The 15,933-nt window shown below is 58.7% G+C and carries 12 protein-coding genes and 1 pseudogene; 5 read left to right on the forward strand and 8 right to left on the reverse strand.

What is annotated here, in order from left to right; genetic code table 11:
* Positions 1-103: 103 nt before the first annotated feature.
* The 4 genes from ACXHXG_RS20570 to glmS form a co-directional block, all read right to left on the reverse strand.
* The gene (locus ACXHXG_RS20570) at positions 104-3,274 is read right to left on the reverse strand and encodes an efflux RND transporter permease subunit (protein WP_457900503.1); all 3,171 of its coding nucleotides are present in this window, start codon (positions 3,272-3,274) and stop codon (positions 104-106) included.
* Positions 3,274-4,347, reverse strand: coding sequence for an efflux RND transporter periplasmic adaptor subunit (locus tag ACXHXG_RS20575; RefSeq protein ID WP_457900504.1), 1,074 nt, complete (start codon positions 4,345-4,347; stop codon positions 3,274-3,276). Before ACXHXG_RS20575 ends, ACXHXG_RS20570 begins: the two co-directional genes overlap by 1 nt.
* A gap of 427 nt (positions 4,348-4,774) precedes the next feature.
* Positions 4,775-5,305: an FMN reductase gene (msuE, locus tag ACXHXG_RS20580; protein ID WP_283054493.1), complete on the reverse strand. Its 531-nt coding sequence runs from the start codon at positions 5,303-5,305 to the stop codon at positions 4,775-4,777.
* Between the two features lie 71 nt (positions 5,306-5,376).
* Positions 5,377-7,203 (reverse strand): glutamine--fructose-6-phosphate transaminase (isomerizing), encoded by a 1,827-nt coding sequence (gene glmS, locus ACXHXG_RS20585; protein WP_457900505.1) that lies wholly within the window; start codon positions 7,201-7,203, stop codon positions 5,377-5,379.
* A gap of 494 nt (positions 7,204-7,697) precedes the next feature.
* On the opposite strand from glmS, the gene ACXHXG_RS20590 reads away from it, so the two are divergent.
* Positions 7,698-8,414 carry a hypothetical protein gene (locus tag ACXHXG_RS20590; RefSeq protein ID WP_457900506.1) on the forward strand — a complete coding sequence of 239 codons (717 nt, stop codon included), beginning with the start codon at positions 7,698-7,700 and terminating at the stop codon, positions 8,412-8,414.
* Positions 8,415-8,628: 214 nt separating this feature from the next.
* Here the strand turns inward: ACXHXG_RS20590 and ACXHXG_RS20595 are convergent.
* The 3 genes and pseudogenes from ACXHXG_RS20595 to ACXHXG_RS20605 form a co-directional block, all read right to left on the reverse strand.
* Positions 8,629-9,093: pseudogene (locus tag ACXHXG_RS20595) on the reverse strand (Hsp20/alpha crystallin family protein); the annotation flags it as partial.
* Between the two features lie 33 nt (positions 9,094-9,126).
* On the reverse strand, positions 9,127-10,212 hold the full coding sequence (locus ACXHXG_RS20600; RefSeq protein WP_457900507.1) for an extracellular catalytic domain type 2 short-chain-length polyhydroxyalkanoate depolymerase: 1,086 nt from the start codon (positions 10,210-10,212) through the stop codon (positions 9,127-9,129).
* 785 nt (positions 10,213-10,997) lie between these two features.
* Positions 10,998-12,074, reverse strand: a complete 1,077-nt coding sequence (locus tag ACXHXG_RS20605; RefSeq protein ID WP_457900681.1) for a type I restriction endonuclease — start codon at positions 12,072-12,074, stop codon at positions 10,998-11,000.
* 431 nt (positions 12,075-12,505) lie between these two features.
* Between ACXHXG_RS20605 and pmtA the strand changes: the two genes are divergently transcribed.
* Entirely contained in the window at positions 12,506-13,096 is a 591-nt protein-coding gene (gene pmtA, locus ACXHXG_RS20610; protein ID WP_457900508.1) for a phospholipid N-methyltransferase PmtA, read from the forward strand.
* Between the two features lie 11 nt (positions 13,097-13,107).
* On the opposite strand, the gene ACXHXG_RS20615 is transcribed toward pmtA, so the two are convergent.
* Positions 13,108-13,344, reverse strand: coding sequence for a VOC family protein (locus tag ACXHXG_RS20615; protein ID WP_283060782.1), 237 nt, complete (start codon positions 13,342-13,344; stop codon positions 13,108-13,110).
* A gap of 228 nt (positions 13,345-13,572) precedes the next feature.
* Between ACXHXG_RS20615 and ACXHXG_RS20620 the strand changes: the two genes are divergently transcribed.
* The 3 genes from ACXHXG_RS20620 to ACXHXG_RS20630 all read left to right on the forward strand — a co-directional run bounded on the left by ACXHXG_RS20620 (position 13,573) and on the right by ACXHXG_RS20630 (position 15,644).
* Entirely contained in the window at positions 13,573-13,740 is a 168-nt protein-coding gene (locus ACXHXG_RS20620; RefSeq protein ID WP_457900509.1) for a hypothetical protein, read from the forward strand.
* 190 nt (positions 13,741-13,930) lie between these two features.
* Complete coding sequence (locus ACXHXG_RS20625; protein WP_457900510.1) at positions 13,931-14,842, forward strand: DUF3991 and toprim domain-containing protein; 912 nt, start codon at positions 13,931-13,933, stop codon at positions 14,840-14,842.
* Positions 14,843-15,044: 202 nt separating this feature from the next.
* On the forward strand, positions 15,045-15,644 hold the full coding sequence (locus ACXHXG_RS20630) for a DUF1419 domain-containing protein (RefSeq protein WP_283060788.1): 600 nt from the start codon (positions 15,045-15,047) through the stop codon (positions 15,642-15,644).
* Positions 15,645-15,933: the final 289 nt, after the last annotated feature.

Here is a 15,933-nt window from a genome sequence, read left to right on the forward strand (position 1 = left end):
CGGCCGATTGGCTGAACCACAGAGTCGAAGAGTCGCGTAAAGGCCGATGGCGAGATTTGATCGACAACGAAAAGCGTATGTCAAAAAACACCTGCAGTCCCGATCAAGGCGTGGGTTCGATGACTTTATGCTGAGATGAGATCATCTCGATGGATTTCCCCGTGTCGCCGCCGAGATCGCCCGGCAAATTACTGAACTCCGTCTCTCGCCAGTAGGTCGCGTGGCGCCGAAGCGCCCGGCGACTGAACGATTTGAGCAAATTTTGCAGGTCGTCGACGAAGGTGAAGATGACCGGGATAATGATGAGGCTGAGCAGCGTCGATATCATCACGCCACCAATCACAACGATGGCCATTGGCTGCCGGAAACTTGAATCTCCGCCCGTGAGGCTGAGCGCAGCCGGCAGCATGCCCGAGGCCATGGCAAGGGTGGTCATGACGATCGGCCGCGCGCGCTTGTGGCAGGCATCGACGAGCGCATCGAACCGGGACATGCCTTGGCGACGCGACATGATCGCATATTCGATGAGCAGAATGGAGTTCTTCGTCACCACGCCCATGAGCATGAGAAGGCCGATGACGGCGGGCATCGAGAAACTGGTGCCGGTTACCACAAGCGGCACCAGCGCACCGCCGAGCGAGAGCGGCAGGGCCATCAGAAGTGTCAACGGCTGGAGGAAATCGTGGAACAGCAGGACGAGCACGGCATAGATGCAGAATACGCCGATCGCCATCGCGAGGGCAAAGCTCTGGAACAGCTCGGAGCTGCGCTGAAGTTCACCGTGTTCCACCAGGGTAACGCCCGGCGGCAGATGCTGGAGCGCCGACAGCGCTTTCGCCTCGCGGTTGACATCGCCCAAGATGCGGCCGTTGAGTTCGACGGAAACGGTGACATTGCGCACGCGGTCGATACGATCGATCTCCGAAGGGCTGCCGCCGATGCGGATATCGGCGATCGATCCGAGATCGACATTGCCGTTGGTGCCGGCGACGCGCATGTTCTTGATGTCGTTGAGATTGGTTCGCGTCTCAGGCGAGAAGCGGACGACGATCGGGATCTGCCGCTGCGGCAGGTTGAGCTTCGGCAGATCGGAAGAATATTCTCCGTTCGTCGCCACGCGCACGGCGCTGGCGATCGCATTCGACGTCACGCCAAGCGCTGCGGCGCGGGCAAAATCGGGCGTGATCTGGATCTCCGGCGCCTGCCTGGCCGCTGTCGATGTCACAGCGCCGATGCCCTGCAGCGTGCGCAGTTGCTCCTCCAGCGCTGTGCTTGCGCTGTCGAGTGCATTGGCGTCGTCGCTGGCAAGGGTGAACTCGAGCTTGGTGCCGTTGCCAATACCGACGGCGACTCGCACGCCGGGGAGGACGGAGAGCGCCTGTCGGATCTCGTTTTCGATCTCCGACTGCTTGCGGTCGCGCTCATCAATGGGCGTCAGCGTGGCGACGATCGCGGCAGACCCGACACTGATCGAGGAGGCCTTCCGACCACCGCCGGAGGATGCCGAGCCGACAGCCGCATACACATGCGTCACGTCGGGAACCTGACTGACGATATCTGCGGCCTTCCTGGTTGCGGCGTCGGTCTGCTCGACAGTGGCACCGGGCTGCAGGGTGAGTGTGATCTGCGCGCGTGCGTCGTCAGCGGCCGGCAGGTATCCCGTTCTTAAGAGGGGGATGATGGAAAGCGAAAGTGCGACGACGACGGCAGTCACGGCGACCGTGGTCTTCCTGTGATTGAGAGCTGCCTGCGCAATCGCCATATAGGCGCGCATGATACGGCCATCCTTCTGCTCCGACGGATGGGCCTTCATGAAATAGGCCGCCATCATGGGGGTGAGCAGACGGGCAACGACAAGCGAGGCAACGACGGCGACTGCCGCTGTAATGCCGAATTGACGGAACAGGAGGCCCGGTATGCCACTCATGAATGCCGTCGGCAAGAAGACGGCGACCAGCGTGAAGGTGGTCGCGATGACCGCAAGGCCGATTTCGTTGGCAGCCTCCATCGCGGCATCGATCGGCCGCTTGCCCATTTGCAGGTGGCGGGCAATGTTTTCGATCTCGACAATCGCGTCGTCGACGAGGATTCCGACCACCAGCGACAGTGCCAGCAAGGTGACGACGTTCAGGCTGAAGCCTGCCAGGTACATGACGAGGAAGGTCGGGATGACCGACAAGGGCAGCGCCACAGCCGAGAGGATCGTTGCGCGCCAGTCCCGAAGGAAGAACCAGACGACCACGATCGCCAGGATCGCCCCCTCATACAGCATGTGCATCGAACCATCATAATTGTCGAGAATTGACCCGATCATGCTGTAGACTGCATGGATCTGCACGTTCGGATGCGCCGCTGCGAACTTTTTCATTGCCGTGTCAATGTCGGCTGAAACACTGCTGTCGGAAAAGCCGTTCGAACGCTTGATCTCGACCGCAATCACCGGCTTGCCGTCAAGATAGGCCATCGAAGAGCGCTCCGCGAAGCTGTCGGTAACGGATGCGACATCGTCGAGCCGGACCTGCTGCCCATTGGCGAGAGGTATAGTGAGTTCCCTCAGAGCCTCGACCGACTCTACGGCGCCGAGCGTGCGCAATGTCTGACGAGAGCCGCCGACCTCGCCGAGCCCGCCGGACGTGTCGGCTTGGACGGCCTTCAACTGCGCCGAGACGGTGGCAGCGGTGACCCCGAACGACGCCATCGTCGCCGGATCGAGATCGACATGAACCTCGCGGTCGATCCCGCCGATGCGGTTGACCTGCCCCACGCCGGGCACCGACAGCAGCGCTTTGGTCAGATCATTGTCGACAAACCAGGACAGTTCGGTCTCGTTGAGAGCGGTCGAGCGGACGGCATAGGTGACCAGTGCGGAACTCTGGACCGTGACCTTGGTGACGCTTGGCGTTGCCATCTGCGACGGCAGATCGGCCTTGACACTGTCGACGGCATTGCGGACCTCGTTGAGGGCGGCTTCGCTGTCTTTCTCCAGCTTGAAGGAAACCTTGATCGAGACGGTGCCGTCGGTGATCGTCGTGAGAATATGATCGAGATGGCTCACGGAGGTGAGACTGTCCTCGATGGTACGGGCGACCTCCGTCTCGAGCTGCGTCGGCGCAGCGCCATCGAGCGTGGCGGTGACGCTGATGGTCGGGAGATCCATGTCCGGAAAGTACTGGACCGCCAGCTGTTTGAAGGCCAGCAGCCCGCCGGCAGCAAGCATGATGAACAGCAAGATCGCCGGGACAGGGTTGCGGATCGAGAAGGCGGAAAAATTCATCAGTTTTTCTCCGCAATCTTCACGAGGTCATTGTCCGACAGAAAGGCTCCGCCCGAGGTCACGATCTTCGACGAGGCATCTATGCCGGAGATGATTTCCACCTCGCCATTGTTGCGACGGCCGGTTTGCACGCGAACCCTGCGCACTCGGTTGTCCTCGCCGGCCGCGAAGATGTAGCTGATGCCATCCCGGAACACGATCGCCGTTTCGGGCACGGTCAAAGCCGGCGTGGTCTGCAATTCGATGTTGCCCGTGACGTAAAGGCCGGTGCGCGGACGGGCATCGGCTGGAAGCGCGACATAGACGATTGTCCGGCTCGTGTCGGTACTGACCGAAGGCCCGACAAGCCTCACCTTGCCTTCGATGGCATGCCCATCCGGCCCGTTGATCGCAACGCTCAAGCCTTCGGAAATCCGCGGCAGATAGCGCGCCGATACTTCGGCCTGCCATTCGACACGCTGCTGACGGACCATGCGAAACAGCTCGGTTCCGGTTGAGACGACGGCGCCGAGGTTGGCGGAACGCGAGGTTATGAGGCCATCATCGACGGCGGTGATGGTCGTCTGCCCGAGCTTGATCTTTTCGCTGTCGAGCGCGGCTTCCTCGGATGCCAGGCTTGCCGTCGCCGTCTGCTCGTCGGCGAAATATTCAGTGATTTTCTCGTCGGAGAGAGCCCCGGAAGAGCTGAGCTGGCGCGCCCGATCCGCATTCGCCTTGGCCTTCGTCAGATTTGCCTTGGCGGTCACGACAGCCGCCTCCTGCTTGCGAAGGTCTGCCAGCACGCTCTCCTGCGAAAGCCGGGCCAGCGTCTGCCCCTTCGTAACCACGGAGCCGACATCGACCAGGACGTCAGTGATGCGCAGGCCGCTCGTTTCGGAGGCGATGATCGCTTCCTGCCACGGTTTCAGCCAGCCGCTCGCGGGAACGGTTTCCGGCCAGTCCCGTTTTGCCGGTGTCGTCAGAGAGACGGTGAGAGCGGGTGCGGCGGCCTGTTCGGCCATGCTATTGGTGGAGGGAAGCTGGAGCGCTGCACAGGCAAGAACGGCGGCGAATAGGATAAACGGCTTTCTCAAATGGCAATTCCTCGCAGTTCACGGGTATCCGCGCCTAACTGTGGCGTCAAAAAGCTGGAATGTCGGCCATGGTGCAAAGTTGAAATGTCTGACGATCTCAAAGGTGACAAAACTGAACTGTTCGAAACATCTTTCGGGCACCGGTGATTTCGGGCTTTCCGCCATCCAAGGCAGCATGTTTTTGTCTGCGACACCGTCACAGGTCGCCAATCAGTTGCTGGATACAGCCAGGAGCGGACACGCTCGCCAACTATAAAAGGACCACCTACGGCCGCGGAGAGCCTAGCCTTTTGAGGCCACTGGCACGCGATTGGATCAGCGAAAGAGAGAGCCAAAGTTGTCTGCGAGGCGTTGAGTATCCCTGAATTGCCTCGCAAGGTTCGCTTGGGACAAGAAAGCCTGTTTCGCCGACGTTTGCCGCGTCTGGTCATCCTATTGCGCAGGCTGCTTCCTCGACAGCCCGACCGACGCGCATGCGGACGGCCTCGGAGATCACCTCCCCGTGGGCGAAGTCCTTACGGGTGGCATAGATTGCGGTCGGCATCGCAAGCGCTTCAAAGAACCCGAACAGAGGGCGCAACTGATGTTCGACGACAAGCGAATGACGCTCGCCACCGCCCGTTGCAGCGATGATGATAGGCTTGCCCCTCAGCGATGTTGGGTCGAGCAAATCGAAATAGTGCTTGAATAGGCCCGTGTAACTGCCCTTGTAGGTGGGTGAGCCTACGACCAGGGCGTCTGCCTCCAGCATCTGGTCTACGACGCCGCGTGCTTGAGCGTTGAGGTCGTCCAGCCGTTTGGCTTTCAACAGGGAAAGTCCAAGGTCATCGACATCGAAGGACTGTGCCACAGCTCGCGTTTTGAGTGCCAGTTGCCCGACGATATGGTCGACGAATGTGCGCGTCGTGGACGGCCGTGTTATGTTCCCCGAGAAGCCAAATATCTTCGTTTGCGGCATGTCGATCTCCAAATGCTCAGCAGTGATAAGTCATCTAAACTCTGTCATTCGTCCCTTACGGAAACGCCGGCCTATTCGACGGTGACTGATTTCGCCAGGTTGCGCGGCTGATCGACGTCAGTGCCCACAAACACGGCCGTATGATAGGCGAGCAATTGGACCGGCAGCGAAAAGATCATCGGCGAAATGATCTTGTCCACATTTGGAAGAACGATTGTTTGCATCGTGTCGAGCTTCAAGGCGCAAGCGCCCCTCTCGTCGGTGATCAAGATGATCCGTCCTCCGCGGGCCGCAACCTCCTGCATATTGGAAACGGTCTTATCGAAAAAGCGGTCGTGCGGTGCGATCACGATAACCGGCATGTTCTTGTCGATGAGGGCTATCGGACCGTGTTTCAGTTCGCCGGCAGCATACCCTTGCGCGTGAATATAGGAAATCTCCTTTAGTTTCAGGGCGCCTTCCATGGCCAGAGGGAAGCTGGTGCCGCGGCCAAGATAGAGCACGGCGCGGCACTTTGCCAATTCGCGCGACAGAAGCTCGATCCTTCGTTGGATGCTGTTCAGCACCTGCCCCATGACGCGCGGGATCTCGGCAAGGCGGCCGACCAGTGTTTGTTCCTCCTTCTCCGTAAGGGTGCCACGCGCCCTGCCGGCAGCAACCGCGAGCGCAGCCAGAACGGCGAGTTGGCAGGTAAAGGCCTTTGTGGACGCAACGCCGATCTCCGGTCCAGCGAAGATCGGGAACACAGTGCCGGACTCCCGTGCTATCGTCGATTCAGGCGTGTTGACGACTGCACCGGTCTTCAGGCCGTGCTCCTTGCAATAGCGTAGGCAAGCAAGTGTATCGGCCGTCTCGCCCGATTGTGAGATGAAGAGAGCTGCCGCCTGTGGCGAGAACGGAATCTCGCGGTACCGGAATTCTGACGCGACATCGATTTCGACCGGCAGACGTGCATAGCGCTCGAACCAGTACTTGCCGATCAGCCCGGCCAAGTACGCAGTGCCACAGGCGGAGATCGCCAGGCTTTGCACGTTGGCGAAGACAGTGTCGCGCCAAACCGCGACCACCCGATTGTCGCTGAAGTTGATGTAATGGCTGAGGGTCTCGGAGATGGCCTCCGGCTGGTCGTAAATTTCCTTCTCCATGAAATGGCGATAGTTGCCCTTGTCGATCATATGGGCCGCCACCAGCGAGACCTGCCGCGGTCGCGTGACGACTTTGCCGTCGATATCGAAGATACGGACGCCGGTCTTGTCGATGATCGCCCAATCGCCGTCGATCAGGTAGGTGATCTCGTTGGTGAAAGGCGCGAGCGCAATCGCGTCCGACCCGAGGAACATCTCGCCGCTTCCGTGACCGATCGCGAGCGGCGGACCATTACGGGCAGCCATGATCGTCGAAGGGTCCTCCTCGAAGAGCAGAGCCAGCGAGTAAGCGCCTCGGACGCGCTTCAGCATCGCATGCATAGCTTCGCGCCGGCCCATGCCGTCCCGGCGAAGTCTTGCCACGAGATGCGCGATGACCTCCGTGTCGGTGTCGGTTTCGAACTCGGCGCCGGCCGCGGTCAGCTCATCCTTCAATTCGGCGAAATTCTCGATTATCCCATTGTGGACGACCGCGATGCCGTCGGTTAAATGCGGGTGGGCGTTGCGTTCCGTCGGCGCGCCATGGGTTGCCCAGCGCGTATGGGCAATGCCGATTGTGCCCGACAGAGGCAGTTCTTTCAGCTTTGCCTCGAGATTGACGAGCTTGCCCTCGCAGCGCCGGCGATGGAGCGCTCCACCGTCGATCGTCGCGACGCCTGCCGAATCGTAGCCGCGATATTCAAGGCGTTTCAACGCGTCTATTAGCCGGTCCGAAACCGGATGACGGCCGACAATACCCACAATCCCGCACATACATTCTCCGCGTTTCTTCGCATGTCGGCCACAACGCACTCATGCAGTCCATCAGCCTGGAGTGAGCGAAGCTACATCTTGGATCGCCATGACAGCCGTCAGAGCTCCGTGGCAACATCGTCGTGCTGTCGCGCTAGATTTCGGTCATATTCAGCGCTTTCTAACGGCACTCGACGGATTGGAAAAATTGATTCTTTGGATCGCACCCATTTGCGTTATGGATCGTCGGATGGGTTTTTTACGCTGGGATGATGGGGGCAGCCTCAGACATAAACCGGCCGGTTTCTTGAGGCAGGAGTAACATCCATCATGATGCTCTCAGCAGCCATCATGGGTGTCAGAAATCTAGGCAAACCTCGACGTGGAGTGCGGGACGGTCTAGGACCGCTCACACAGTCTTCTAGAAAAGTCCCCCTCGAGCGTTCTTGTGGGAAAGCCTCCCTATGAATATCGAGACCTTGTCACATCAACGTCGTCACAAAGGATAACTTTTCGTGTCAATTTGCTGTTGGAAGTTCATACGGGTCATCGCATTTGCACCTGCAGCTGCGATCATGCTGGCCGCGAATACCATATTGGCGCAGGAATCATTCACCACGGTTCAATGGCCAGACACGCCAACGGCCCGGATTGAGGCACTTGCGATTCTCCAGACTTTGAATGCAAATCTCCTGAGTAACGCTAGCGCTACCTTGACGCTCGATCGCTGGTGTGCCGGGCACAATCTCGCACCGCAAGGTTCTAAGATCGTTGCCGAGCGCATACGCGGGGGAGACAAGCCCGCCGACAGCCGTATCCGAGAACTGCTGGCGGTCGGCTCTAACGAACCCATCGCCTACCGACATGTCCGCCTCGTTTGCGGCAATCGCGTCCTGTCTGAGGCCGACAATTGGTATGTTCCGGGAAGGCTGACAATGGACATGAATAAAGCGTTGAATACGAGCGACGTCGCCTTTGGAAGAGCCGTCCAATCTCTCAATTTCACCCGCACAAATCTATCTTCCAACTTGCTGTGGTCTCCTCTTCCAGAGGGTTGGGACGTGGAAAAGGAACTACCGGCACCCAAAACGGGATCTCTTACACTGCCGTCATTTCTTCTCGAACATCATGCCGTGCTGAAGCTTCAGGATGGCACTCCGTTCAGTGCGCTGGTCGAAAGCTATACGAGCAATGTATTGGACTTTCCGGCTCCACCTGTGCTTGCGCACTAAGTGCCCCTTGGTGCTACGACTACAAGCGCAGCGCTTGGGATTGGGGTTTCGTAAGACGGCCTCGCCGTTGCCGAAGTTCGTCGCGGGCGATCGGCTGGAACTTCGCGTGCGGCATGAAGTGCTCGGTCAGGCAGGGTACCTGGTCCGCGTCGTTAGGTCGCCGGGTACGTTTGTGCCCGGCGCGCTTGCAGCGGTCGGACCATTCGGTGTTGTCGATGGCGATCCGCCTGACGTTGGCTCGCTCCTTCTCGGTCTTCGGCAGCGTCACGGCAAGAAGACCGTTTCTTGAACGTTGCGGTGACCTTACTCTCATCAACCTGGCGACCTAAAGCCAGCCACGTTCGAAGCGTCCGTAATAACGCTCACTGAACCGGCGATCCTTGTCCCTCGGTTTCCGACTTGTTTTCACCGCGAAGTGTAAGCACGCCGTCTTCCAGCAGCACCTCGATATCCTCTGGATCGATGCCCGAAATTTCCGCTATCACGCGGATTTCGTCATCATTCTCCTTGATCTCCACATGCGGCCACGAGCCGCCAATCGGCGCTGTGCCACCAAACAACGATCGCGACCGAAACCGCGGAAGACTTCATGGAATAGACGGTTGACATTGCGATGAAGCGACAGGAACGGGTCCATGTCGTCAACCACGATTGAGGCAAGGCGCACGGATGTCGCCATGGCGACAACTGCATGTGTCTTGGTGCTTCGCGGTCAGGAAGCACCCAGAGCAGCGATCATCTTCATAATGGCGTCCATTTGGACGGCGCCCTTGATCGCGTAGTTGCTACCTGTAAAGCCCCACCAGTCCCAACAACCCTGGGGATTATACGGCCTCCGGAGTGACTTATCGACTTGCGGATACAGCACTACGATACCGTTGGTATCCGCCCAGTTATTCAGATAGAGCTTGGTATACCAATCGTCCCCGATCGATTGCTGCGATTGGCTGCAGCCATGGATGGACACATGCAGTTTGCAGTTGGCCCCAGGCTTGGCACAGCTGTCGGGGATAAAGACATGCCCCACATCCGCCATGCTCGACACCGGGTTGGCGGCACCGTAGAGTTTCTGGTCGAATGCCTTCAACTTCCCAGTTGGTTTGGCCGCCGGTTGGTTAAGCTTGCCATAGATGAACTGCAAAATCCCGCCAGCCTGATCGTAATTGTTGTCGTTGGCAGTATTGGGTGAATCGGTCAGACATTCGTTGATGTACGGCGTTGCATTGGTCGGGCACAAATTCCCGAAGACCTTCGAAACAAACGAGTGACCGGCAGGGTAATTGCTGACATAGACGAGGTTTGAATCGGGAACTCGGGCCAATTTGAAAAACTGGACGCTGGCATCGACGGCACTTTGCGTGACGATCGTATCGGCCGTACCGCTGAAAATGTAAATCTTCTTCGATTCAAGGTTGGAAAGTGGGTCGATGGCGCCGATACTCGAAGACATTTCCGCCGCAGCGTACAACATCGCAGGATTGGGAGGAACGCGCGGCACTTGGCCCATGCAGATACCCGTATAGGTGAGATTGCCCATAGCGCAAAAATAAGGTCCACCAGCGACAATGCCCGCCCCCATGAAACTTGATGAATACGCGACCTGCAACTGCGAGGCCATAAATGCCCCCGACGATAGGCCGGACACCGAGATGGCGTTGCGATCGATCTTCAGGTTTGGTAGCGCTTGGGTTTGTGCCACCCCGGTCAGCAGCAGCAGGCTGAAACTTGCGGTGACAATTCCTTTAACGAGGCGACAAAACCTGGTTTTCTTCCAATCCAGAACAATCTTTGCGCTCATACCCTCATACCCCTTTGCAGCAATAGCTTTGGTCGCGTCCTTGAATTAGCGAGCAGATTTGTCAGAGGAGGCTTTTCGTGCCGCTTGCGGTTTCATTGCCACTCGTCGCCAAGCCCCAGATTCGATTGCAATTGTTGCCATCTTTGACGGCCAGAAATTCGTGGCGTTGGGCACCAAGATCCGCGCTGCTAAACATTGAAGATGCCCAGCCTCGGATCCAATGTCTTGGTTCATTCCGCCACGGCTGATGTCACGCAAATGCCATGCCAACAAAAACGGCATCATCAAAATGTTGGAGTATGGCTCTCGCCCGTGCGCCGCATCCTCGACGACAATTTCGTGTGTCGCTCGCTTTTGGAGATGTGACGAATTGATTGGTTTGTTGACAGCCTGATCGGGGCGGCGCGAACGATCACTATGGGTGTGCTTTGACTGTGATCGAACTCCCGAAAATATGACAAGACTGGCATCTTTCGAATTATGCCGGTTTGAATCCGTAGGTCCCCGACCCGTTCTGCACCGGGTAATAAAACTCACTATTCGAAAGGTCTCATCGGCATTGGTGATTTCGGCCTACTCTGCCATCCTCGACAGCAAGTTCCCGTAGGCAACACCGATAGCGCTCGTCAACCATAACCGGTCGACTGGCGGTCGCGGCGAGGCTAGCTCTTTCGAGAGCCTGTTAGCCAGCTTATTAAGACCACCTAGCGGGCCGAGGTTTGAGCAATTACGGTCATTTAAAGATGATCAGCTGTTCAATGCCTCGGGCACGCCGGATTGCCTCGTTATTCCGCTGCTATCTTAGCCGCTTCGGCGGCATACTTTCGCGCGGTCGCCCTCAGCCGGTCGGTGTATTCGTAGATCTGGTCGAGCGTATCGACGATTAAGCGCTCTTCGTTTTCCCCGTCGAAGAGCCCGATGTACTTGACCGACCTGTTGAAGTGGAGGCGCGCCAACGGTTTGCGATTGTTGTTGTCGATGAGGATGGCGCAGTAGGACTTAGCGTCGCGCATGACCACACGCTTGGCGCTGATGGTTTCGCGAACGATAGCTTTTACGATCATATAGCCTTCCACTTCCTCTTCGGTCGTTATGACCTCAGGGTCCTCGGCGACGGGGACATCAATCTTCTCGATGACTTCCTGCGTCTCCGCAAGAGCGCTCGATAACCGGCTCTTCACCGTATCCATGATCACTTCGCGAAACGCGGTCCGGACGACGGCTGTCAGCATTTCCCGTACGGGAGCCGTTATCCTGCCCTCATAGACATCGTGCGAGACCATCTTTACGAATTCCTCGCTCGGCTCCTCAACAAGCTTAGAAATGACCTGCTTTATACCCGAAGTGTACTTGAGACGCTCTGCGGTGGCTAAAATGTTCGAGACGTCGAAAGTGGCCTTCTCGAACTTACGCAGCTCGGACAAAATGCCCGACTGGACGTCGCTAATGTCGAAAACCAGGAATGGTCGAGCATCGAGCTTGTTCGGCGCTTCAAGGTCGGTGTAGAAATTGAAGGTCCGGCCATTTGTGAGGATCGCGAACTTGGCATCGGTTACACTGAAGTACCGATATAGCTGGTCGAGGTGCTTGCGCTCCAACGCCACAGAAATTGGTTTGCATTCGATCAGGATTCTGATCTGGTTGTCGATCTTGATCGCATAGTCAACCTTCTCGCCCTTCTTCCCAACAGCGTCTGCGGTGAACTCTGGCACGACTTCTGATGGGTCAAAGACATCGTAGCCTAGAGCCCGGAGGAATGGGAGAACGACCGCAGTCTTCACCGCTTCCTCCGTCGCCATCGTACTGGAATGCGACTTGACGCGCTCCGCAATTGCGCGAAGACTTTCTTCAATCGAACTCATCTTCCCTCCCACGACGGTTGCATAAAAATCCGCCTTCACGCAACTTATCGCAGATTTTACGATAAGTCTTTAGCAACTACAGTGATATTTTAGTGCACCTGGGAAACTGCGTCGTGGTAAGAAGACCGGCCTTCAGCTGTTGCAGCTCCCTATGTCTGCAGCGCCGTCGTAGCGGCGGGCAATGGGGGTCAGCGACCATCAAGAACCTGCCCGATGGGATCGGAGCGTTTCGTGGGCAAGCCTTGCCGACTCTTCGCTATGGAACGCAACCACAGGGCGTCACTTGGCAGCGAAGGGTGCTCGCCACGACTTGTTTTATGAGCAACACGCGATAATCGAATGGAAAATGCCGCCAACGGGCTTGAATTCGTCGCATTTAGACGGTGTTTGTCGCTCCCGTGATTCTGATCGGGTATCAAAGCGGAGGCAAAATGGGCGTGCGGCAGCGGATGGGGTTGAAGTTCAAGGATGAGATCGAGTTCCTGAAGGGCTGGAAGCGCGACCGCACAGCTGTAGGCGCCATAACGCCGACCTCCGTTGCGACGGCAAGGAAGATGGCAAGCGTTATCGAACCTTCCTCCCGCCTTCCTGTGCTTGAACTGGGTCCGGGAACCGGCGTGATCACCAAGCAGATCCTGGCGCGCGGTGTTCGGCCCAAGGATCTCTTGTCCATCGAGTATTCGCCGGAGTTCTGTCGGCATCTTCAGCAGGAGTTTCCCGAGGTCGACGTTCGACGTGGAGACGCCTTTGCGCTGGATCTCGTTCTCGGCGCTGAGCGAGGTGCTAAGTTCGACTGCGTCATCTCCGCTGTGCCCCTCCTTCATTTGCCGCCCTCAAAACGATTGTCGCTGATCCTAGATCTTCTCGAACGGATTCCGACAGGGCGGCCCGTCGTCCAAATCACCTATGGATTGCTCTCTCCAGTCGTCGCGCTTCCCGCCGGATACGAAGTCCGTCATCTGGCTTTCATGATGCGCAACATTCCGCCGGCACAGCTTTGGACGTACCGAAAGACGAGATGACCTCGGCCATCTCATAAACATTGCTCGAACGTTTCGATCGCCGGGCTGATGACGAACGCGATCGATTTGGAAAGCGCTTCGGCGGCATTCGAGACGCGCTCTGCTCTTCGTTCGACCAGCGCCCAGATGTGGCCGACCGGATCGAAGATCGAGGCCACGCGCCGGCCGAGAATGTCCGTCTGTATCTCATCGCGGACGCGGCCGTTGAAACCCGCCCGGCATTCGAGATCGCAGCCGGCAGATCGCAAGCTGGTCGATGCAGCCGAGTGCCGTTGCGTGCTCTCCCTAACCAGTCCAATCCCGCTCTCTGTTGATGGCGTCCTGGCCCGGTTCCGGATCTTCCACGATCAACCCGCGAGGGGTCCGCCAGCCAGGCTGCGGCCGCTTCCGCTTCGCGTCACGGTGATCGCGCCCGTCCTCGGGCCTCTTAAGGCGCCATCGAGCGGGAATTGGCCCGCTCAGAAGGAGCCTCTCACATGTCGCACGACATCTCGCTCGCCCAGTCCCTCGCATCCCAGCTCTCCCGCGACTTGATGGTTCCGGTCACGCTCTTCACCGTCAACGGCGAATATGGCGTCCTGCCCTCCGACGAAATCGACGACGACGAGCTTCAGATCGTCCATGAGTACTCGCCTTGGCATTGAGCCAAGGCAGGGCCTTAGGCCTGCCGCTTGCGAGCGGCAGGCCGCAAGGGAGGCTTCGCCGCGGCCGACCTTGCATGATTCACCAAATTGCCAGCCGCGCCCTTGCGGCCTTTGCTCTTCGCGGCCGCTGAAGTGGCAAATTGGTAGAGCTGACGGATCGGAGGCGATCGCTCTCGCGATCGGAAGGAAAATGGACAGACGAGAAATAGAATCGCTGCGCGACAAGGTAAGCTGCGCCGCTGTGCTGGAGCAGAACGGGTTTGCCATCGACGTCAAGGAAAGCACCCGGCGGGCTGAGAAGTACCGCCGCAGCCTGGAGATCATCATTGTGACGCATGAAGGCCGTGGATGGTTCGATCCGCTCAGCGACGCGAAAGGCGATGTCTTCGGACTGGTCGAGCACCTTGACCGTGTTGGCTTTTCGGCATGCGTCGAGAAGGTCGCGGATCTTATAGGCTTCGAAATTTCCAAGCCTAAGTGGCAGCCCCGCATTTCAAATGACGAATCCGACCTTTCCCTTGCCGATCGCTGGCAGGTGCGCCGCCGACCCTTTCGGGGTTCATCGACGTGGCGGTACCTAAAGGACGTGCGTTGCCTGCCGGCGGATCTTTTGGGCTCGGCGATCAAACGCAACCTTCTTCGCGAAGGTCCGCAAGGCAGCATGTGGGCCGCCCATACGAACGAGGCAGGCATCGTCACCGGCTGGGAGGCGCGCGGTCCGCAATACCGAGGGTTCGCCTCCGGAGGAACGAAGGTTCTCTTTCGTCTGGGGTCGCATGCGGCGGTGCGCCTGGTCGTCACGGAAGCTGCGATCGACGCCATGAGCCTTGCGGCAATCGAGGGCCTGCGCGACGGCACGCTCTATCTCAGCACCGGCGGCGGCTGGTCGCCGACCACGGTCGCGGCACTCGGCGCGCTCGCGTCAGGGGCCAAAGTCCAGCTGGTCGCTGCCACCGACGCCAACCCACAAGGCGAGATGTTTGCCGAGCGGCTACGCGCACTTGCCGAGGAGGCGGGATGTGACTGGATGCGACTTCGCCCGCCAGAAGAGGACTGGAACGAGGTTCTGAAGCTGCGCGCGAAGCGGGGCCGCGAGAAATAGAAATGGGAGGAGGAAGGGAAAGAGGGAGAGGCGTGCCGCATGCGCGCTGCCCGCGTCAAGGGAGGCTTCGCCCGGCTAAAGCCGGCCCTGGACCCGGGAGGTCGCGATGCCGGCGGCAGGAAACGGGTCATGAAGGACTGAAGAAGATGGCGGGGTCGCGAGGACTGTGCCGCGCTTCGTCCGCCCGCGCAAGGAGCCGCAGATGACCTCTTCCATCCGCAAAGTGTTTCAGGGCGTCGTAAGCCGCCCACAGATGTTTCGCATGTTCGACCGTCATGTCCAGCGGCCTGATCGTTGGAACGGTGACACAACGCCGCTTTACGCCGGCGAATGGTTCGAAATCACCGAAGCCGAGCACGATTACATGTTTGAGATCCTGCCGCCGCTCTGGATCCGTGGCTCGATGTTCGCGATGCGGGAATTCCTGACAGGATCGGTGACATCAGTGTTCTTCGCGCTCCGCATCGAGGAAGCGATCCGGTGCTTCCACGGCTATTGCGACCTTTCAGACAAGACCTCCGTCGAAGCCATGCGTGTCGCAATCATCGACCGGGAGAGCCGCCCGATCCGCACCATGACCCGCGAAGAGCGCCTCGATCACATTTGGAGCGCGACGGCTGACGACTATCGCGGCTATGCCGATACATGTTTTCCGGCTGCGGTGCGCGGCAAGCGAACGGTGCTGCTTTATGGCGGGAAAGAGGGCAGCTTCCTTAAGCTGCTCGAAGATCTGACCGACGACGAGATCGCCGCCAAGCTGCCGGTACAGCTGCGCCATCTCCCCTCACCGATCGCGGCATAGAAAGTTTTGCCATGCTCACCTTCCCGATCGCATCGGCGCGCGCGACGACCGCGCCCGATCGACGCCTTGCTACTGGATAATTTGAGGCGATGATTGCGGCGAGCCCAGCCGCCGCGCATCGTCGCATCGTCTTCGCCTCCGACGCCATTCAGATGGTCATCCTCGAGCGCGATCAGCGCTTTGCCGACCTTACACCGGCGGCATGGACGCCGTTTCCTCCCATCCACTGCGGATCGCCTGCTGTCTTTCGCGACAGGAGGACGACACTCGCGCTATCCCAAGGAGCTTT

Source organism: Rhizobium sp. LEGMi-198b, assembly GCF_054114205.1.

What these genes read in the sequence shown, in the direction of transcription:
- ACXHXG_RS20605 (WP_457900681.1), bottom strand. Translation starts at nt 12,074, where the DNA reads ATGAGTTCGATTGAAGAAAGTCTTCGCGCAATTGCGGAGCGCGTCAAG.
- ACXHXG_RS20570 (WP_457900503.1), bottom strand. Translation starts at nt 3,274, where the DNA reads ATGAATTTTTCCGCCTTCTCGATCCGCAACCCTGTCCCGGCGATCTTG.
- ACXHXG_RS20630 (WP_283060788.1), top strand. Translation starts at nt 15,045, where the DNA reads ATGACCTCTTCCATCCGCAAAGTGTTTCAGGGCGTCGTAAGCCGCCCA.
- ACXHXG_RS20600 (WP_457900507.1), bottom strand. Translation starts at nt 10,212, where the DNA reads ATGAGCGCAAAGATTGTTCTGGATTGGAAGAAAACCAGGTTTTGTCGC.
- ACXHXG_RS20625 (WP_457900510.1), top strand. Translation starts at nt 13,931, where the DNA reads ATGGACAGACGAGAAATAGAATCGCTGCGCGACAAGGTAAGCTGCGCC.
- ACXHXG_RS20620 (WP_457900509.1), top strand. Translation starts at nt 13,573, where the DNA reads ATGTCGCACGACATCTCGCTCGCCCAGTCCCTCGCATCCCAGCTCTCC.
- pmtA (WP_457900508.1), top strand. Translation starts at nt 12,506, where the DNA reads ATGGGCGTGCGGCAGCGGATGGGGTTGAAGTTCAAGGATGAGATCGAG.
- glmS (WP_457900505.1), bottom strand. Translation starts at nt 7,203, where the DNA reads ATGTGCGGGATTGTGGGTATTGTCGGCCGTCATCCGGTTTCGGACCGG.
- msuE (WP_283054493.1), bottom strand. Translation starts at nt 5,305, where the DNA reads ATGCCGCAAACGAAGATATTTGGCTTCTCGGGGAACATAACACGGCCG.